The 18,583-nt window shown below is 77.7% G+C and carries 17 protein-coding genes; 6 read left to right on the forward strand and 11 right to left on the reverse strand.

Features of this window, described 5'->3' with window-relative positions; translation table 11 throughout:
• Positions 1 to 93 precede the first annotated feature (93 nt).
• Both E1O70_RS13725 and E1O70_RS13730 read right to left on the reverse strand, forming a co-directional pair.
• Positions 94 to 1,404, reverse strand: coding sequence for a geranylgeranyl reductase family protein (locus E1O70_RS13725; RefSeq protein WP_061269252.1), 1,311 nt, complete (start codon positions 1,402 to 1,404; stop codon positions 94 to 96).
• A 385-nt stretch (positions 1,405 to 1,789) separates the two neighbouring features.
• Complete coding sequence (locus tag E1O70_RS13730) at positions 1,790 to 2,485, reverse strand: demethylmenaquinone methyltransferase (RefSeq protein ID WP_043653744.1); 696 nt, start codon at positions 2,483 to 2,485, stop codon at positions 1,790 to 1,792.
• Positions 2,486 to 2,548: 63 nt separating this feature from the next.
• Here E1O70_RS13730 and E1O70_RS13735 point away from each other — a divergent pair, with 63 nt between their 5' ends.
• Positions 2,549 to 3,913 carry an isochorismate synthase gene (locus E1O70_RS13735; protein ID WP_061269253.1) on the forward strand — a complete coding sequence of 455 codons (1,365 nt, stop codon included), beginning with the start codon at positions 2,549 to 2,551 and terminating at the stop codon, positions 3,911 to 3,913.
• A gap of 178 nt (positions 3,914 to 4,091) precedes the next feature.
• On the opposite strand, the gene E1O70_RS13740 is transcribed toward E1O70_RS13735, so the two are convergent.
• The 6 genes from E1O70_RS13740 to pdxR all read right to left on the reverse strand — a co-directional run bounded on the left by E1O70_RS13740 (position 4,092) and on the right by pdxR (position 11,666).
• Positions 4,092 to 5,744 (reverse strand): trypsin-like peptidase domain-containing protein, encoded by a 1,653-nt coding sequence (locus E1O70_RS13740; protein WP_128957551.1) that lies wholly within the window; start codon positions 5,742 to 5,744, stop codon positions 4,092 to 4,094.
• Positions 5,745 to 5,838: 94 nt separating this feature from the next.
• On the reverse strand, positions 5,839 to 7,716 hold the full coding sequence (gene menD, locus E1O70_RS13745; RefSeq protein ID WP_061269137.1) for a 2-succinyl-5-enolpyruvyl-6-hydroxy-3-cyclohexene-1-carboxylic-acid synthase: 1,878 nt from the start codon (positions 7,714 to 7,716) through the stop codon (positions 5,839 to 5,841).
• Entirely contained in the window at positions 7,713 to 8,711 is a 999-nt protein-coding gene (locus tag E1O70_RS13750; protein WP_061269138.1) for an o-succinylbenzoate synthase, read from the reverse strand. Before E1O70_RS13750 ends, menD begins: the two co-directional genes overlap by 4 nt.
• A 77-nt stretch (positions 8,712 to 8,788) precedes the next feature.
• Positions 8,789 to 9,508: a DUF1345 domain-containing protein gene (locus E1O70_RS13755; protein ID WP_061269139.1), complete on the reverse strand. Its 720-nt coding sequence runs from the start codon at positions 9,506 to 9,508 to the stop codon at positions 8,789 to 8,791.
• A gap of 32 nt (positions 9,509 to 9,540) precedes the next feature.
• On the reverse strand, positions 9,541 to 10,152 hold the full coding sequence (locus E1O70_RS13760; protein WP_061269140.1) for a TetR/AcrR family transcriptional regulator: 612 nt from the start codon (positions 10,150 to 10,152) through the stop codon (positions 9,541 to 9,543).
• Between the two features lie 32 nt (positions 10,153 to 10,184).
• Positions 10,185 to 11,666: a MocR-like pyridoxine biosynthesis transcription factor PdxR gene (gene pdxR / locus E1O70_RS13765; RefSeq protein ID WP_061269141.1), complete on the reverse strand. Its 1,482-nt coding sequence runs from the start codon at positions 11,664 to 11,666 to the stop codon at positions 10,185 to 10,187.
• Between the two features lie 66 nt (positions 11,667 to 11,732).
• On the opposite strand from pdxR, the gene E1O70_RS13770 reads away from it, so the two are divergent.
• Complete coding sequence (locus tag E1O70_RS13770) at positions 11,733 to 12,662, forward strand: DMT family transporter (protein ID WP_082774789.1); 930 nt, start codon at positions 11,733 to 11,735, stop codon at positions 12,660 to 12,662.
• A 23-nt stretch (positions 12,663 to 12,685) separates the two neighbouring features.
• Positions 12,686 to 13,693, forward strand: coding sequence for a 1,4-dihydroxy-2-naphthoyl-CoA synthase (locus tag E1O70_RS13775; RefSeq protein WP_061269147.1), 1,008 nt, complete (start codon positions 12,686 to 12,688; stop codon positions 13,691 to 13,693).
• Positions 13,694 to 13,703: 10 nt separating this feature from the next.
• Here E1O70_RS13775 and E1O70_RS13780 read toward each other — a convergent pair whose 3' ends face one another.
• Positions 13,704 to 13,961 (reverse strand): hypothetical protein, encoded by a 258-nt coding sequence (locus E1O70_RS13780; RefSeq protein ID WP_034655574.1) that lies wholly within the window; start codon positions 13,959 to 13,961, stop codon positions 13,704 to 13,706.
• A gap of 131 nt (positions 13,962 to 14,092) precedes the next feature.
• Positions 14,093 to 15,163 (reverse strand): DUF3048 domain-containing protein, encoded by a 1,071-nt coding sequence (locus tag E1O70_RS13785; RefSeq protein WP_240696708.1) that lies wholly within the window; start codon positions 15,161 to 15,163, stop codon positions 14,093 to 14,095.
• A gap of 95 nt (positions 15,164 to 15,258) precedes the next feature.
• Between E1O70_RS13785 and E1O70_RS13790 the strand changes: the two genes are divergently transcribed.
• Both E1O70_RS13790 and E1O70_RS13795 read left to right on the forward strand, forming a co-directional pair.
• Positions 15,259 to 16,554, forward strand: coding sequence for an AMP-binding protein (locus E1O70_RS13790; RefSeq protein WP_061269143.1), 1,296 nt, complete (start codon positions 15,259 to 15,261; stop codon positions 16,552 to 16,554).
• Positions 16,555 to 16,634: 80 nt separating this feature from the next.
• Complete coding sequence (locus E1O70_RS13795; protein ID WP_043660717.1) at positions 16,635 to 17,504, forward strand: 1,4-dihydroxy-2-naphthoate polyprenyltransferase; 870 nt, start codon at positions 16,635 to 16,637, stop codon at positions 17,502 to 17,504.
• Between the two features lie 91 nt (positions 17,505 to 17,595).
• Here the strand turns inward: E1O70_RS13795 and E1O70_RS13800 are convergent, their stop codons facing one another.
• Positions 17,596 to 17,964: a DUF4229 domain-containing protein gene (locus E1O70_RS13800; RefSeq protein WP_082774791.1), complete on the reverse strand. Its 369-nt coding sequence runs from the start codon at positions 17,962 to 17,964 to the stop codon at positions 17,596 to 17,598.
• 31 nt (positions 17,965 to 17,995) lie between these two features.
• Here E1O70_RS13800 and E1O70_RS13805 point away from each other — a divergent pair, with 31 nt between their 5' ends.
• The gene (locus E1O70_RS13805) at positions 17,996 to 18,460 is read left to right on the forward strand and encodes a PLDc N-terminal domain-containing protein (protein WP_082774792.1); all 465 of its coding nucleotides are present in this window, start codon (positions 17,996 to 17,998) and stop codon (positions 18,458 to 18,460) included.
• The last annotated feature ends 123 nt before the right edge of the window (positions 18,461 to 18,583 follow it).

The following is an 18,583-nucleotide window of genomic DNA, read 5'->3' on the forward strand; positions in this document are numbered from 1 at the left end:
CGGGTCTCCCCGGACGACGTCGTCCGGGTCCGCGGTCAGGTGGTGCGAGTGCCGGCGCTGCGCGGTGCGCGGGTGCCGGCCCACCTCGTGGGCTCATGACGATGGCACCACCCTGGTCAGCCCGGCGATGACGCGATCGACCCAGTCACCGCCGCGGGGCTCGTAGCAGTCCGACAGGAGCTTGAGCACGAACCGCATGACGACCGGGCGCGGGAGCCCGTAGCGCGTGCAGATCCGCATGATCTCGGGGTGCTCGATGAGCTTCACGAAGTACCGGCCGAGCGTGTAGTAGCCGCCGAGCTCGCGCCGCATGAGGCGCGGGTACGTCTGCAGCGCGCGCTCGCGACCGCCGTCGGTGAGCCGCGCGCGCGACTGGGCGACGACGTCGGCCGCCGCCCGCCCGGCCTGCATCGCGTAGGCGATGCCCTCGCCGTTGAAGGGGCTGACCATGCCGCCCGAGTCCCCGACGAGCAGCACGCCGCGCGTGTACAGCGGCGTGCGGTTGAAGCCCATGGGCAGCGCCGCGCCGCGCACCGGGGCGAGCCGGTTCTCCTCCGTGAACTCCCACTCGGCGGGCGCGTTGCGCATCCAGGTGGCGAACAGGTCCTTGTAGTCGACGTTCGCCGCGGACTGCCGCGCGGGCGTCGAGCTCACCGAGCCGAGGCCGACGTTCGCCGTGCCGTCGCCGAGCGAGAAGATCCAGCCGTACCCCGGCAGGAGGTTCGACTCGCGGGGCTTGCCCTCCCACAGCTCGAGGTGGGACTCCATCCACGGGTCGTCGTGGCGGGGCGTGCGGAAGTAGGTCCGGACGGCGACGCCGATCGGGCGGTCCTCGCGCCGCGCGAGGCCGAGGGCGAGCGCGAAGCGGGACGAGACGCCGTCGGCCGCGATGACGACGGGCGCCCGGTAGGTGACCTCGTCCCCGGCGCGCCGGCCCTTCTCGTCCACGGGGCGCGCCGTGACGCCGACGACGCGGCCCGTGCGCTCGTCGAGGACGGGGCCGGTGACGGCGGTGCGCTCGAGCAGCTTGGCGCCGGTGCGCTGCGCGTGCTCGGCGAGCGTGCGGTCGAACGAGTGGCGCGCGCGGGCCATGCCGTAGCTGGGGTAGGACGCGAGGTCCGGCCACGCGAGCTCCCACGAGCGGCCGCTCGCGACGACGCGCAGCCCGCGGTTGCGGATCCAGCCGTCCTCGGCGCGCGTGGGGACGCCCATGCGCACGAGCTCGGCGACCGCGCGCGGCGTCAGGCCGTCGCCGCAGATCTTGTCGCGCGGGAACGCCGACTTCTCGAGGAGGAGGACGCTCAGGCCCGCGGCGGCGCAGTAGTGGGCGGCCGCGGAGCCGGCCGGGCCGGCGCCCACGACGATCACGTCGGCGTCGTCGAGCCTCGCGCCCACCGTGCTCACCTCGCCGTCCCGTCGTCTCGGTCCTCGTGCGGTGCTCCACCGTGACCCGGCTCGGGACACGATGCACCCACAGTCCTTGTGAAGTCGGTCACAATGGACACCGCCACTCTAGTCACTCCGGACGGGAGATGTGTAGCAAGGCGACCCTTCCCTGGGAGATCCTGTGACGAAGGTCCTGGCACCCGGCGACGACCGGCCCTGGGGACGAGGACTCGCGGGCAAGGGGGCCGGCGCCGCGATGGCCTAGCCTCCCGCGCGTCAGCGCCCGCCCGGAGCACCGTCGCCCCAGGTCAGGGACGCGCACCCGCGCCGACGCAGCAGCACGCCGCCGGGGTCGACGACGAGGCCCCGCGCAGCACGCGCGGGGCCTCGTCCTGGTGTGGCGTCAGGCCGGGCGCACGCCCCGGTGCAGCGCGACGATCCCGCCGGAGAGGTTGCGGTAGGCGACCTTCTCCCAGCCCGCGCGCAGCAGGAGACGACCCAGGCCCTGCTGGTCCGGCCACGCGGCGATCGACTCGGCGAGGTACTCGTACGACCCGCCCTCGCGCGTCACCGCCGAGGCGATGCGCGGCAGCGCCTGGACCAGGTACTCCTGGTACAGGACGCGGAACGGCGCCCACGTGGGGGTCGAGAACTCGCAGATCACCACGCGCCCGCCCGGCCGCACGACGCGCAGCATCTCGCGCAGCGCCCCCTCGGTGTCGACGACGTTGCGCAGCCCGAACGAGATGGTCACCGCGTCGAACGTGCCGTCCGCGAACGGGAGCCGCGTCGCGTCCCCGGCGACGAACGGGAGGTCCGGGCGGCGCTCCTTGCCGACCTGGAGCATGCCGATGGAGAAGTCGCACGGGACGACGCGCACGCCGTCGTCGGCGAACGGCTCCGAGGACGTGCCCGTTCCGGCCGCCAGGTCCAGGACCTTCTCGCCCGGCAGCGCGCCGACCGCGCGGACCGTCGCCCGGCGCCACGCGCGGTCCTGCCCGAGCGACAGGATGTCGTTGGTCAGGTCGTACCGGGAGGCGATCCCGTCGAACATCGACGCGACCTCGGAGGGCTTCTTGTCCAGGTTGGCACGGGGCATGGCGCCCATGCTTCCACGTCCCCGCGCCCGCGGTCGCACCGCCGCGGCTTACGCTGGGAGGCGATGAGCGCAGAACCGTCGGCCACGGCCGCACAGCCCCACCCGCTGGTCGTGAGGACCACCCGGATCCCCGACCTGCCCGGCGGTCTCGACGCCCTCGTCGACCTCCTGCCGGACACGCGGCCCCTCGCGTGGGTGCGCCGCGGCGACGGGATCGTCGGCTGGGGCGAGGCGCTGCGGCTCGAGACGTGGGGCCCCGGCCGGTTCGCCGACGCCGAGGCCGCGTGGCACGAGACGCTCGCGCGCGCGGTCGTGCGCGACGAGGTGGGCCTGCCCGGCACGGGCCCCGTCGCGTTCGGCTCGTTCGCGTTCGACGACTCCGCGCCGGGCGACGACGCGCACGACCCGGTGCGGGCCGGCGGGGTCCTCGTCGTGCCGCGCGTCGTCGTCGGGCGACGTGACGGCCACGCGTGGCTCACGACGGTCGACACCGCCGGCTCGCTGTCCTCCTCCCCCACGGACGCCCTGCGCCGCACGCCGCGCGAGCCCGTGCGCGCGCCGGGCGAGGTGGCGTGGCACGACGGCGCGCTCGGCGCGGACGACTGGGCCGCCGTCGTCGCGGAGGGCGTCGAGCGCATCCGCTCGGGCGCGCTGGAGAAGGTGGTGCTCGCGCGCGACGTCGTCGCCCACACGAGCGAGCCCGTGGACCCGCGCTGGCTGCTCGCGCGCCTCGCCTCCGCCTACGAGGCGTGCTGGACGTTCTCGGTCGACGGGCTCGTCGGCGCGACCCCCGAGCTGCTCGTCCGCAGCGAGAAGGGCCTCGTGACGTCCCGCGTGCTCGCCGGCACGATCCGGCGCGGCGGCCTGTCCGACGACGAGGCGCTCCTGCGGGCCGCACAGCTCGCCCGGTCGTCGAAGGACCTGGAGGAGCACGAGTACGCCGTCCGGTCCGTCGCGCAGGCGCTCGCCCCCTTCTGCTCGTCCATGAACGTCCCCGACTCCCCGTTCGTGCTGCACCTGCCGAACGTCATGCACCTCGCGTCCGACGTGACGGCCGTCCTCGCGCGCGGCGCGAGCGCGCCCGGGACGTCGGGCGGCGCCGCGGCCGGGCCGACGAGCCTGGCGCTCGCGGCGGCGCTGCACCCCTCCGCGGCGGTGTGCGGCACGCCGACGGTCGTCGCGCGCGACCTCATCCGCGAGATCGAGGGCATGGACCGCGGACGGTACGCCGGCCCGGTCGGGTGGCTGGGCGCCGACGGCGACGGCGAGTGGGGCATCGCGCTGCGCTCGGCCGAGCTGTCGGGCACCGACCCGCGCTCCGTGCGGCTCTTCGCCGGGTGCGGGATCGTCGCGGCGTCCGACCCGGCGGCCGAGGTCGCCGAGTCCGAGGCGAAGCTCGAGCCGATGCGCTACGCGCTCGGCGCCTGACGCGCCGGTCCCGCACGGCCAGCCCCGCACGGCACACGCCCCCGGACGACGACGAGCGGCCGGCACGGAGATCCGTGCCGGCCGCTCGGTGCGGTGGGCCGCCGGGGCGGGGACGTCCCCGACGGCCCACCGTCCCGCCACGGTCAGAGGAGGTGGCGGGACGGGGTGCGGGGCCGGGTCAGCCCTGGCCGCCGAAGAACCAGTCGAACGGGTTCGGGACGTTGCCCGGGTCGGTCGGGTCGCCCTGCTGACCCTGGTCGCCCTGCTGGCCGCCCTGGTCGCCCTGGTCGCCCTGGCCGGGGAGCTGCCCCTGGCCGTCCTGGCCCGGCGTCTGCCCCTGGCCGTCCTGCGACCCCTGGCCGGTGGTCTCGTCGTCCGCCGGGCGCGTCGCGAGGGTGACGTCGAGCTCGAGCGTCTTGCCGTCGCGGACGACGGTGAGCTTCGACTCGGCGCCCGCGGCCCGCTCGCGCACGAACGCCGTGAGCGACTCCGCCCCGCCGACCGGGTGGCCGTCGATGGCGACGATGACGTCGCCCGAGCGGATGCCCGCGTCGGCGGCCGGCGAGCCGTCGGTGACCTCCTGGACCTCGGCGCCGCGGCGCGTGACGCCGTCGGCCGTCGCGGTCGCGTCGGCGAGCGTCACGCCGAGGAACGCGTGCTCCGCGGTGCCGTTGTCGACGAGCTGCTGGCCGATCGTCTTGGCGAGGTTCACCGGGATGGCGAACCCGAGGCCGATCGAGCCGGACTGGCCACCGCCGCTCGACAGCGTCGCGATCGACGACGTGATGCCGATGACACGGCCCTGCGCGTCGAACAGCGGGCCGCCGGAGTTGCCCGGGTTGATCGCGGCGTCGATCTGGATCGCGTTGGTGACGACGGACGTGCCGCCGCCCTCGCCGGACGCGGACACCGGGCGGTCGACGGCCGACACGATGCCGGTCGTGGCCGTGTTCGCGAGGCCGAGCGGGTTGCCGACCGCGAGGACCGACTCGCCGACGGTCACGTCGTCGGAGTCGCCGAGCGTCGCGGGCTGGAGGTCGTCGGGGGCGTCGACGAGCTGCACGACGGCGAGGTCCGTCGCCGGGTCGAGCCCGACGATCTTCGCGTCGAACAGGCGGCCGTCGCTGAGCGTGACCTGGACGGTGTCGTTCTCGGCGCCGGACACGACGTGGTTGTTCGTCACCACGTGGCCCTTGTCGTCGATGATGACGCCGGAGCCCTCGGCCCCGCCCTGCGGGGTCTGGACCTGGATCGCCACGACCGACGGCGCGACGGCCTTGGTCACGGCCTCCCAGTCGGGGTTCTGCGACGACGAGTCGGCGACAGGCGCGGCCGACGTCTCGTGCTGCTGGCCGACGTCGGCGAGCGACGCGGAGTCCTGGTCGGCGCCGAACGCGCCGGTGAGGCCGGCGGTGCCGACGCTCGCGAGGAGCGCCGCGGCGGCCGCGGCGCTGACGACCGGCACCCAGGTGCGGCGGCGCTGCGGGGCGCCGCTCTCCCCGGCGGTGGCCGGGGCCGGCGGTGCGGGCGGCGGGCCGAAGCTGCCGGACGGCGTGTGCGCGCCGGGCGCGCCCTGCGCGGGTCGCGCGTACGGGTTCGCCGGCGGCGTGGCGGGCGTGTGCCCCGCGGGTGCGGTGGCGTGGCCCGTCGGGGCGGGCTGCGGCGTCGTGAGGTGCTGCACGGGGTGCGGCGGGAGCGGCTGCGTCGGGTGGCCGGTCGGGTGCGCCGACGGCTGGGCCGGTGCCTGCTCGCCCGCGGTCGCGGCCGGCAGCGGCTGCGTGGCGTCGGGCGTCGGGACGGGGGTGGGCTCGGTGCCCGGGGTGTTCGTCATGGTGGGCCTCCTTCTTCTGCCCACTACTTCACACCGCCGCGCTTGAACGACGCTTGAACGAACCTGGGAGTCCGCTGCGAGTTTTTCCGCGCCCCTAGCCGCCCGAGGACAGCCCCGCGCGCACCGCCGCCCGGACGTCGTCCGCCAGGACCAGGCCCTCGCGACGGCGGTCCGCGCGCCCGATACGCACCTCGAGGACCTGTACGCCGTGGCTCGGCGCCGCGAGCGCGTGCCGCAACGAGGGGACGTCCTGGACGAGCTGGTGGTCCACCCCGTACCCCGCGCACAGCGGCGCGAGGTGCGCGCCGTGCGGCGTGGCGAACACGCGCTCGAACGTACGGCGCTCTCCCTCGGACGACTCGCCCAGCGCCCCGGGCTCGAGCCCCGCGAAGATCGCGCCGCCGTCGTCGTTCACGACGACGAGCTGGAGGTCCGCGTGCGGCTCGTCGGGTCCGCGCAGCAGCCCGCCGACGTCGTGGAGGAAGGTGAGGTCGCCGAGCAGCGCGCGGGTGCGCCGGTGGCCACGACCCGTCGCGAGGGCCGCGCCGAGCGCCGTCGACACGGTGCCGTCGATGCCCGCGAGGCCGCGGTTGGCGAGCACGCGCGGGCCGGGCCCGTCGAGGCCGAGCACGAGGCCCAGGTCGCGGACCGGGCTCGACGATCCGACCACGAGCAGGTCGTCCGGGGCACCCGCCGCGGCGACCGCGCGCGCGACGCTCGGGCCGTCCGTCCGGGCCCCGTCGGTCGCCGCCTTGATGACGGCCGCCGCCGCGGCCGACGCCGTTCCCCAGCGCTCGGCCCAGCCCGTGGCGGGCGCGGGCTCGAGCCACCCCGCGGGCACCACGGGGAGCACCGTCGAGGCGTTGCGCGCGGCGTCGGGCCAGGGGCGCGAGCCCGGTGCCACGACGGTCACCGCGACGTCCCCGCGCCCGAGCAGCCGCTGCACCGGCCGCGAGAGCGTCGGCCGCCCCAGCACGACGACGTGCTCCACGTCGTCCACGAGCGCGTCGACCCCGAGCACGAGCGGGTGCCCGACGACGAGGTGCCGGCCGCCCGCCGCCCCGGACGACGGCTCGGCGAGCAGCGGCCAGCCGCGCGCCTCGGCGAGATCGCGCGCGACGGGGCCCGCGCCGTCGCCCGCGACGACGACCGTCCGCTCGCCGGGGACCGGCATCTCGATGGGGCCGACGGGGGTTCCGAGCGGCTCCGTGACGTCGCCCGGCGCGACGCCTGTCGGCACGGCCGCGGGGGCGGCCGGCACGACGACGACCGAGCGGACACCGGGAAGGTCCGGGTCGGGCGCGGTGGGCCCACCGAGCGCGACGTCGGGAGGGGTGCCGGGCAGGCCGACGGGCACGAGCGGCTCGCGGTACGCGAGGTCGAGGTGCACCGGGCCGGGGTGCCCCGAGCGCGCGCCCACGGCCTCGGCGAGCGCGCGCGCCGTGACGGCGAGGAGGTCACGGACCTCGCCCGGGCGTCCGTCGGGCGCCGGGACGTCCGCCGCGAACCGCGTCGCGGGGCCGAAGATCCCGGCCTGGTGGGTCGTCTGGTTCGCGCCCGTGCCGCGCAGCTCGTGCGGCCGGTCGGCGGTGAGGAGCACGAGCGGGACCCCCGTGTGGTGCGCCTCGAGGACCGCGGGGTGCAGGTTCGCGACGGCCGTCCCCGACGTCGTGACGACCGCGACGGGCCGGGGCAGCGCGACGCCGCCGCGCACGAGCGGCCCCGCCCCGCGCGAGAGCCCGACGGCGAGGAACCCGGCCGCGCGCTCGTCGACGCGCACGTGCAGCGTGAGGTGGCCGAGGTCGGCCGCCGCCGCGAGCGCGTACGCGAGCGGCGCGCTGCGCGAGCCGGGGGCGAGCACGACGTCCGCGACGCCCTCGAGCGCGAGGCGGTGCACGAGCGCGAACGCGCTGCGCACCGCGGGCGGCTGCGCGTCCAGGCCGTCGAGCAGCGGGTCGAGGGCGGCGCTCATCGCGCACCCCCGGTGGCCACGAGGCCGGCGACGCGCTCGAGGCGCGCGCGCCACCGTCGGTCGGTCTCCGGGTCCGGCGCGGTCGCGGCGAGCGCCTCCGCGCTCGGTGCGGGACGCGTCACGAGCAGGGCCCCGTCGGCGGGCACGAGCGGCGCGGGCACGACGTCGGCGGCGAACAGGTTCACGGTCGCGAGACCGCACGCGTACGGCAGCGCGGGGAGCGCGGCGGCGAGCGCGACGCCCGCGGCGATGCCGACCGACGACTCGAGCGCCGACGACACGACGACGGGCAGCCGCACCTGCTCGGCGAGGTCGAGGCACGCGCGCACGCCGCCGAGCGGCTGCACCTTGAGCACCACGACGTCGGCCGCGTCCGCGCGCACGACGGCGAGCGGGTCCTCGGCGCGCCGGATCGACTCGTCGGCGGCGACGGGCACCGCGGTGTCGCCGCGCTGGCCGCGCCGCACGGCCGCGAGACCGGCCACGTCGGGGCACGGCTGCTCGACGTACTCGAGCCCGCCCGCCGCGCGGTCGAGGTGCGGGAGGCGGCGCAGCGCCTCCTCGGGGTCCCAGGCGCCGTTCGCGTCGACGCGCACCCGACCGCCCGGTCCGAGCACGTCGCGCACGGCCTCGAGGCGCGCGACCTCGGCGTCGAGGGGTTCGAGCGTGCCGTCGGGCCCACGCTGCGCGACCTTGACCTTGGCGGTGCGGCACCCGCCGGACGCGGCGACGAGCTCCCGGGCGCGGTCGGGCTCGACCGCCGGGACGGTCACGTTCACGGGGACCCGGTCGCGGACGGGGGCGGGCCAGCCGTCGTCGGCCGCCTCGTGCGCGGCGTGCAGCCAGGACGCGGACTCGGCGTCGTCGTAGTCCCAGAAGGGCGAGAACTCGCCCCAGCCGGCGTCTCCGCGCAGGAGGACGCCGTCGCGCGCGTCGAGCCCGCGGAACCGGGTGGTGAGTCGGGTGCGGTAGACGACGGCGCGGGAGTCGGGCACCCGCCCAGGCTATGCCACGCGTCGTCGTCGGCCCGCGGCGCGGGCGCGGCCGCGGGCGCAGGCGCGGCGGTCGGCCCTCACGCGTTGACGAGCACCACGACGACGAGCGCGACGATCACGGCGTTGAACGCGAACGCGACGACGGCGTGGGTCGTGACCATCCGGCGCGTGACGGAGTCGAGCACCGTGACGTCGGCGGTCGAGAAGGTCGTGCTCACGCCCGCCGCGAGGTACACGTAGTCGGCGTAGGCGCGCGGTCCCTCGCCGGGGAAAGCGAACCCGAGGCCGTCGCCGGCCGCGACGTCGCGGCGGGCGTAGTGCACGGTGTGGGACACGAGGACCGCGACCCACGACACGACGATGACCGCGACGCCGAGCACGGTCAGCGCGGGGGCCGCGGCCCACGCGACGCCCTGGGCCAGGGCGAACCCGACGATCAGCGCCATGACCGCGAACTGGACGGACCACGCCGTCGACCCGCCGCCGAGGAGCAGCGTGCGGACGCGGCCGCGCCCGTCGGGGTGCGCGCGCAGCAGGGCCCGCTCGAGCTCGGGGCCGCGGCGCCCGGCGAACGCGACGCACGTCAGCGTGCAGGAGAGCCCGGCGAGCACGACCCACACGAGGAGGCCCGCCGCCACGGGGACGGTCCGGTCGTCGAGGCCGAGCGGGCCCTCCGCGAGGAGCACGACGACCGGACCGGTCACGAGCGCGACGACGGTCGAGACGAGGGTCCGGGTGGTCTCGGGGACGAGGCGGTCGCGCAGGGCGGGTCGGGCGGTGGACGGGCGTCGGGTCATGGGCCGCGAGGCTACCCGGCGGCGGCGCGGACTCAGCGCGGTCCGGGTGCCACGAGCTCGCCGACGAGGCGGACCGCGAGCGCGCGCGCGTCACGGCCCTCGCTCAGCGCGCTCACGGCGGCGCCGTCGACGACCGCGACGAGGAGCGACGCCGCGACGTGGCCGAGGCCTCGCACGGCGAGGAGCTGCGCGACGGCGTCGTCCAGCCCCTGCCGGCCCTTCCCGTAGGCCCGGGCGAGCGCCGGGTAGCGGCCCGCGCCGACGAGGTGCTCGTAGAAGCCCCGCAGCTCGCTCTCCCCGCCGGGCGGCAGGACGGCGTCGACGAGGACGCGCGCGTCCTCCCGGGCCCGGTCCCCGCCGCGCGCCGCGCGCTCCGCGGCGCCGTGCGCGTGCTCCGCCCACCCGGTGACGATGAGCTCGCCGGCCGCCCCCATGAGGTCGTCGAGGCCGGTGAAGTAGTAGGTGGTGGCGGCGAGCGGTACGTCGGCGCGCGTCGCGACGGCGCGGTGGGTCACCGCCGCGGGGCCGTCCTGCAGGATGAGGTCCGCGGCGGCGCGGACGATCGCGTCCCGGCGCGCGACACCGCGCGCCTGGCGCCGCGGTCCGGGTCGTCGGTCGGCGGTCTCGGTCGGCGTCGTCCCCACCCGCACACCGTAGGGCACCGGCCGCGCGCTCGTCAGGCCGGCGGGCGTCCCGCGCCCGCCGCCCGCAGCGCGTCGACGACGCGCGCGACGTCGGGCTCGCGCACGCGCGCCGTGCCGACGACCACGCCGTGCTCGGTCGGCTCGGCGCGCTCGACGCCCGTCCCGCTCAGGGGCTCGACGGGGACGTCGGCCGCGCGCAGCCCGTCGACCGCCACGTCCTCGGCCGCCGGGCCGGGGAGCGGGACGACGAGGTGGAGACCGGCCGCGACGCCCCCGACCGTGACGCCGGGCAGGGCCTCGCCGAGCGCGGCGAGCAGCGCGCGACGCCGCCGCTGGTAGACGACCCGGGCCCGGCGCAGGTGCCGCTGGTACGCGCCGGAGCCGAGGAGCGCCGCGAGCGCCGCCTGCTCGGGGACGGACGTGCCGAGGTCGGCGTGGCGCTTGGCCTCGACGAGCGGCCCGACGACGCGCGGCGGCGCGACGACCCAGCCGAGCCGCAGCGCGGGCGACAGGAGCTTGGAGACGGAGCCGAGCAGCACGACCCGCTCGGGGTCCAGGGGCTGCACCGACGCGACGGGCCGACGGTCGTAGCGCAGCTCGGCGTCGTAGTCGTCCTCGAGCACGAGGCGGTCCCCCGCGGCGGCCCACGCGAGCAGCGCACGACGGCGGGCCGGCGCGAGCACGACGCCGAGCGGGAACTGGTGCGCGGGCGTCACGAGCGCGGCGCGCGCGTCCTCGGGGAGCAGGTCGGTCCGGAGCCCGTCGGCGTCGACGGGCACGCCCGCGGGCCGGGTCCCCGCGTCGCGCAGGAGCTCGAGCGCGCCCCGCGACGACGGGTCCTCGACGGCGACCGTGACGGGCTCTGTCCCTGCCCCTGCCCCTGGCCCTGACCCCGGCGCGGGCGCCACCCGGCCCGCGGCGAGCAGCCGCGCGAGCAGCGCGAGCGCCTGGGCGACGCCGCTCACCACGACGACGTCGTGCGCGGTCACGTGCGCGCCACGGCTGCGGCGCAGGTGCTCCGCGAGCGCCTCGCGCAGCGCGGGCAGCCCCTGGGGGTCCGGGTAGCCGAGGTCGGCGTCCGCGAGCCCGCGGACGCCGTCGCGGACCGCGCGCGCCCAGGCCGCCCGGGGGAACAGCGCCGGGTCCGGGGTCCCGACGCTCACGGGCCGGGGGCCCGCCGTGCCGTACCCGGTGCTCCCGGCCCCCGGGCCCCGCGCGGGCGGTGCCCCTCGGAGGGACGGCGCCGCGGGAAGCGCCGCGACGACCACGCCCGACCGCGGCCGGGACACGAGCAGCCCCTCGCCCACGAGCACGTCGACCGCCGTCGTCACCGTGCCGCGCGAGAGCCCGAGCGCGACGGCGGCGTCCCGGCCCGACGGCAGGACCGTTCCCGCCGCGACCCGCCCCTCGACGACGGCCGCGCGCAGGCCGTCCTGCAACCAGCGGCCGACGTCGCGCGCGGGGCGCGGGCCGAGCACGAGCAGCAGGGCCTCGGGCGCGAGCCGGGTCGTCATCTGGCCCAGTGAACCAGGCACGACCTGGCCCTGCACCCTGGTCCACGATGCTCCTACCGTCGAGGCATGACACCCGCACCCGAGCGTCCCGGCAGCCTGCGGACCGGCGACCTGCGCTGCGCCGCGGGCATGGCGATCGTCGGCTCGTCGTTCGTCGCGTCCGCGGCCCTCGCCGGGTTCCCGGTGCTGGGCGGCCAGGCCGCGCGCTACGCCGTCGCCGCGCTCGTCCTGCTCGCCGTCCTCGCCGTGCGCCGGGTCCCCTGGGTGCTCCCCTCGCCCCGCGCGCTCGGGCGCCTGACCGCGCTCGCTGCCACGGGGCTCGTCGGCTTCAGCGTCCTCGTCGTCGAGAGCGCGGGCCGCGCCGACCCGTCGCTCGTCGGGGCCGTCGTGGGCGCCTCGCCCGTCGTCCTCGCGGCCGCGGGCGCGCTGCGGGCCCGACGGCTCGCAGTCCGCACCCTCGCGGCCGCCGTCGTGGTGACCGCCGGGGTCGTGGTCGTCGAGGGCGGCGGCGCGGGCGACCCCGTCGGCGTCGCGCTCGCGCTCGGCGCGCTCGCGTGCGAGGTGTGCTTCTCGCTCCTCGCCGTCCCCCTCCTGCCGACGCTCGGCGCGCTGCGCGTCTCCGCCTACGCGTGCGTCCTCGCCGTGCCGCAGCTCGCCGTGCTCGGGCTCGTGCGGCAGCAGGTGTCGGGGAGCCCGTTCCTCGCGGTGCCCGACGGCGCCGAGCTCGCCGCGCTCGCGTACCTCGCCGTCGTCGTCACGGCCGTCGCGTTCCTCCTCTGGTACTCCGGGCTCGCGACGATCGGGCCCGCGCGCGCCGGGCTGTTCGCGGGCCTGCTGCCCGTGGCAGCGCTCGTCGCGTCGGTCGTGCTCGGGTTCGAGGAGCCGACCGCGCGGTCGGTCGTCGGGACGCTCGTCGTGGGAGCGGGGCTCGTGCTCGGCCTCGCCCCGGCGCGCGCACGCCGCCCGCTCGCCCACCGGCTACCGTGGCGGGCGTGAGCAGCACCGACCCCACCCCCGCCGTGCCCGACGACGCGAGCCGCGCCCCCGCCGGCCGGGAGCACGCGCTCCCCCGCCAGGTCTCCGAGACGTTCGACCCCCGCGCCTGGCGCGAGGTCGACGGCTTCGAGGCGCTCACCGACCTCACCTACCACCGCGGCGTCGAGCGCGACGCCGACGGCGCCGTCGTGCGGGACCTGCCCGTGGTCCGCGTCGCGTTCGACCGGCCCGAGGTGCGCAACGCGTTCCGGCCCCACACCGTGGACGAGCTGTACCGCGTCCTCGACCACGCGCGCATGACGTCCGACGTCGGGACCGTGCTCCTCACGGGCAACGGGCCCTCGCCCAAGGACGGCGGGTGGGCGTTCTGCTCGGGCGGCGACCAGCGCATCCGCGGGCGCTCCGGCTACCAGTACACGACCGCGCCCGACGGCGGCGGGGACGTGCACACGCGCGACGCCGTCGACCCGGGCCGCGCGGGGCGCCTGCACATCCTCGAGGTGCAGCGCCTCATCCGGACGATGCCGAAGGTCGTGGTCGCGGTCGTCAACGGCTGGGCCGCGGGCGGCGGGCACTCGCTGCACGTCGTCGCGGACCTGTCGATCGCGAGCCGCGAGCACGCGCGGTTCAAGCAGACCGACGCGAACGTCGGGTCGTTCGACGGGGGCTACGGCTCGGCGTACCTCGCGCGGCAGGTGGGCCAGAAGCGCGCGCGGGAGATCTTCTTCCTCGCGCGGGAGTACTCCGCGCAGGACGCGTTCGAGTGGGGCGCGGTCAACGAGGTCGCGGACCACGCGGACCTGGAGGCGCTCGCGATCGAGTACGCGCGCGTGATCGCGACGAAGTCGCCGCAGGCGATCCGGATGCTGAAGTTCGCGTTCAACCTCGCGGACGACGGACTCATGGGGCAGCAGGTCTTCGCGGGCGAGGCGACGCGGCTTGCGTACATGACGGACGAGGCCGTCGAGGGGCGCGACGCGTTCCTCGAGCGGCGCGACCCGGACTGGGGACGCTTCGGCTACGCGTTCTGACGGCCGCGGCTCAGGAGCCGCCGACGAGGCTCGTCAGCATCTCGAGGAGGCCGCGGCCGACGAACGCCGCCGCGACGGCGAGGCCGAACAGGAGCCCGACCGAGACGACGACCGGGACGGCCGATCGGGCGGCGCCCGGCTCGTCGTCGCGCGACGTGCGCGGCGCGTACGACGGCGGCAGCGAGGTGGGGGCCGGGCGCTGCGGGGTGCCCTCCGACGGGGTGCGGGGCTGGGACGGGTGGACGGGGTGCGGGACGACGGTTGCCATGACTCCACGGTGCCGCCCGGGACCCCTGCCGCGCGTCGGCCCCGCGGCTCGACCTGCGCGGCGGACGGTCCCCCTCGGGGCGGAGCGGACGTACGCCGTGGGGAGGACGCCGTCCGCCCGACGGCGGAGGGTCAGCCCACCGTCCAGCTCCCGGACCCCGTGGGCACGAGCTCGATCCACGACGTGCCCGGCTCGAGCTCGACGGGTGCCCCGTCGGCGCCGCTGAGCACGAGCGGGGCCTCGACGCCCTCCTTGGACCACGTCACCGCGACCTGCTTGCCACCGCTCGCGACGACGCCCTTGCCCGTCCCGACGAGCTGCGTCTCGGGGACCGCCACCCCCGCCGGGTCCTTGAACCGCGTGTCCACCATCGTCGCGGCGAGCAGCACGACGTTCGTCGCCGACAGCCGCACCTCGTCCGCGGAGGCGGCCGGGCGGTCGCCCTCGCTGCGCACGTAGCGGCCCTCGCCGCCGTCCCACTCCCACACCGCGCGGCTCGCGTGCGTGAGACGCACGTCGAGCCGGGTCGCCGCGTCGCCCGCGACCGTCGCGGTCGCCGTCCCGGGCTCGCGGGCGAACACGAGCTGCGCGGGCGGCGGGGACGTGCGGTCGCCGTCGGCCTGGGCCCAGAACGCCTCCGGGCTGCCGTACACGTTGTGCGGGGCGCGCCGCGCGCGCGTGGTCGTGAAGCCGTCGTCGCCCTCGTCCATGACGACCGACTGGACGCCCGCGGCACCCAAGGCGTCGATGAACGGCTGCTGCCCGCCGGTGTACGCGAGGACGCCGTGCAGCGGCGCGACGATCGCCGGGTCCATGGGCCGCACCGAGCGGACGGGGCCCACGCTCTCGGGCACCTGCGAGTGGTAGACGGCGACGAAGCGCGTGATGCCGCCCTCGACGACCTCCTCCCACACGACGTCGGCCTGCTCGAGCCCCGTCTGCGGGCGCGCCTGGGGCGCGTTCTCGATCTTCACCGCGAGCGCCGGCCGGTCCGCGACCTCGTCGGCCGCGACGCCCGTGAGCGGCCACACGAGGGGGACGTCCGGCGTCGGGGGCACCTCCTTGGTGCCCGACACGTCGGGCTCGACCGTCGTGGTGCTCGGCGCCGTCGGCTCGCCCGCGCACCCGGCGAGCGCGACCACCGCCGCCACCACGACCGCGGCGAGCGCGCTCCCCCGGACTCCTCGTCCCGTCCTCGTCACCCTCGACCTCCCGACGGCCCGGGGCCCCTGCCCGTGCCGGCACCACGACGGACCTGTGTCCTCGGCCACGGTACGACCCGACCTAGGCTGATCCGGTGAACCGCGCCGTCGTCCCCGCCGATCTGGACGCCCTCGTCGCGGCGGTCGGGGCCGCGCTCGACGGCGACGGCCCGCCCGTCGCGCCCGTCCCGCTGCTCCCCCGCCCCCAGGGGTCCGGGCCGACCTCGGGCGACGTGCCCGCGGGCACCGCGCTCGTGCTGCGCACGTCGGGCTCGACGGGCGCGCCCCGGGAGGTGCTGCTCGGCGCCGACGCCCTGCGCGCGTCGGGCGCCGCGACGCACGAGCGGCTGGGCGGCCCGGGGCACTGGCTCCTCACGCTGCCCCCGACGCACGTCGCGGGGGTGCAGGTCGTCGCGCGGGCCCACGCCGCGGGGCGGGGCCTCACGGTCGCGCCCGTGGGCGAGCCCTTCACCCCCGGCGGGTTCGCGGCGCTCGTCGCGCGCGCCCCGCGCGGCGAGCGGCGGTACGTCTCGCTCGTCCCGACCCAGCTCCACCGCCTCGTCGAGGCGGCCGACGCCGGGTCCGCCGACGGCACCGCGGGCCTCGACGCGCTCCGCTCGCTCGACGCCGTGCTCCTCGGCGGTGCCGCGACGCCGCCCGCGCTGCTGCGCCGCGCGCGGTCCGCGGGAGCGCGCGTCGTCACCACGTACGGCATGACGGAGACGTGCGGCGGCTGCGTGTACGACGGCGTCCCCCTCCCGGGCGCGCGCGTCCGGCTGGTCCCGGCGGGCGACGCCGAGGGCGAGGGGGCGGGCGTCGTCGAGCTCTCCGGCCCGTTCCTCGCGCACGGCTACCTCGGGGAGCCCGACGCGACCGCGGCCGCGTTCCGCACGGACGACGACGGCACGCGCTGGTTCCGCACGAGCGACCTCGGGCGGCTCGACGGCCGCGCGGACGCGCTGGTGCTCGTCGTCCTCGGCCGCGCGGACGACGTGATCGTCTCGGGCGGCGTGAACGTCGCCCCGGCGGCTGTCGAGGCCGTGGTCGGCGAGGTCGCGGGCGTCGGGGAGGCGTGCGTCGTCGGGGTGCCGCACCCCGAGTGGGGCCAGGAGGTCGTCGCGGTCGTCACGCTGGCGGGCGCGCAGCGCGACGACGGTGCCGCGTCGGGCACGGCGGGCACGGCGGGCACGGCGGGCGCCGGGGGCGTGACGAGCGCCCCGCCCGAGCTCGTCGCCGCCGTGCGGGGCCGCGTCGCGGATAGGCTGGAGCGGGCGGCCGCACCCCGCCGCGTGCTCGTCGTCCCGGACCTCCCCCGGCGCGGGCCCGGCAAGGTGGACCGCGCCGCGGTGGCCCGGATCGCCGTCGGGCACGGGCGCACCCCGCCCGGCTGAGCAGGCCGGACCACCCCGGGCACGACCGAGCCGCACGACCCGAGACGCACGACCGAGACGCACGACCGAGACGGAGCACCATGGCCAGCACCACCCAGTGGGTCGCGGGCGCACGCCCGCGCACCCTCCCTGCCGCCGCGACGCCCGTCATCGTGGGCTCCGGCGCCGCGGCCCAGGTGGACGGGTTCGCGTTCTGGCCCGCGCTGCTCGCCCTCGGGGTCGCGCTCGCGCTCCAGGTCGGCGTGAACTACGCCAACGACTACTCGGACGGCGTGCGCGGCACCGACCTCGACCGCGTCGGCCCGCTGCGGCTCACCGCGTCCGGGCTCGCGCGGCCCGCGCAGGTGCGCGCCGCGGCGTTCGCCGCGTTCGGCGTCGCGGGCGTCCTGGGGCTCGTCCTCTGCGCGGTCACGGGCCACTGGTGGCTCCTGGCGGTCGGCGCCGTCGCGATCCTCGCCGCCTGGTACTACACCGGCGGGCGCAACCCCTACGGCTACCGCGGCCTCGGCGAGGTCGGGGTGTTCGTGTTCTTCGGCCTCGTCGCGACGCTCGGCACCACGTACACGCAGGCCGGGGTCGTCACGTGGCCGTCCGCGGTCGGCGCGGTCGCCGTCGGGCTGCTCGCGTGCGCGATCCTCATGGTCAACAACATCCGCGACATCCCGACCGACGTCGTCGCGGGCAAGCGCACGCTCGCGGTGCGGCTCGGCGACTTCCGGGCGCGTCGCGCCTACGTCGCGATGATCTGGGTGCCGCTCCTGCTGGCGGTGGTGTGCGCGTTCGCGTCGCCGTGGGCGCTCGGCACGCTCGTGCTCCTGCTGCCCGCCGCGCTCCTCACCGTCCCGGTGGTCGCGGGTGCGCGCGGTCCGCTGCTCGTCCCGGTGCTCGCGGGCACCGGCCTGTTCGAGCTCGGCTACGGCGTCCTGCTGGGGGTCGGGCTGGCGCTCTGAGCGCGGGCCCGCTCGGGGTCGGCGGGCTCTGCCCCGGCGGGGTCTGCGCGGGGGCGGGCCCGGCCGGGCCGGCTCCGGCGCCCCCGGTCGGTCAGCGCGCCGGGGAGGCGCCCGGGCGGCCGGTCGCGTCGGCCTCGGGGCTGGACGTCCTGTCCACCGCGGCGGGGCCCGCGGACCCGGCGGCAGCAGCGGCGCCGTCGACGGCCGCGTCCTCGGCCGCCGCGTCGTCCTCGATCTCCCGGGAGAACCGCTCGCCCGTGCGGGCGCGGTGCTCGGCCCGGGCGGCGAGGTAGCGCGAGGCCGCCTCGCGGGGCTTGCTCAGCGTCAGGTACGACAGCATGAGCGCGACGGCGGCCGCGACGAGCACGAGCAGCCAGCCGCGCAGGCCGGCGAACCAGAGGGCGCCGAGCGCCACCGCGAAGAGGAGCAGACGCAGGACGGAGTAGACGACGACAGGCACGACTCCAGGGTACGGCCCGTAGGCTGGAGCCATGCTCCGCGTCCTGCTCCCGCTGCTCGCCGTCGGTCTCGCCATCTACGCGCTCGTCGACCTCGCCTCGAGCGACGAGGAGGAGCGCGGCGGCATCCCCAAGGGGCTGTGGGTCGTGCTCATCATCCTCCTGCCGCTCCTCGGCCCCATCGCGTGGATCCTCGTCAAGCGCTCGGCGTCGCGGTCCGGCGCGCGCTCCCGCCCCGCCGGCCGCCCCGGTCCCGGCTCGGCCGCCGGGGGCGCGCGGCGTCGTCGCAACGCGCCCGTCGCGCCCGACGACGACCCGGAATTCCTCTGGCGGCTGGAGCAGCAGCAGCGCCGCCAGGCACGCGACGACTCCCCGGCGCCCGCCGACGACGCTCCGGCCACGGACGCGACGCCCGGGGACGAGCGCACCGACGACGGCGACGCGCGCCGCCCCGGCGCGAGCAACCCCTCGGAGGACGGCGACGACGCGACGCGCTGAGGCGTCTGGCGCGACCTGAGGGCTCCCGCCACGACGAGGCTCGCACCACCGGGTCCGCGACACCACGCGCCTCGCACCACCCCGCCCGCAGCAGCACGAAGGCTCGCGCCACCCCGCCCTCGG

This window comes from Cellulosimicrobium funkei, from assembly GCF_004519295.1.
GTDB lineage: Bacteria > Actinomycetota > Actinomycetes > Actinomycetales > Cellulomonadaceae > Cellulosimicrobium > Cellulosimicrobium funkei.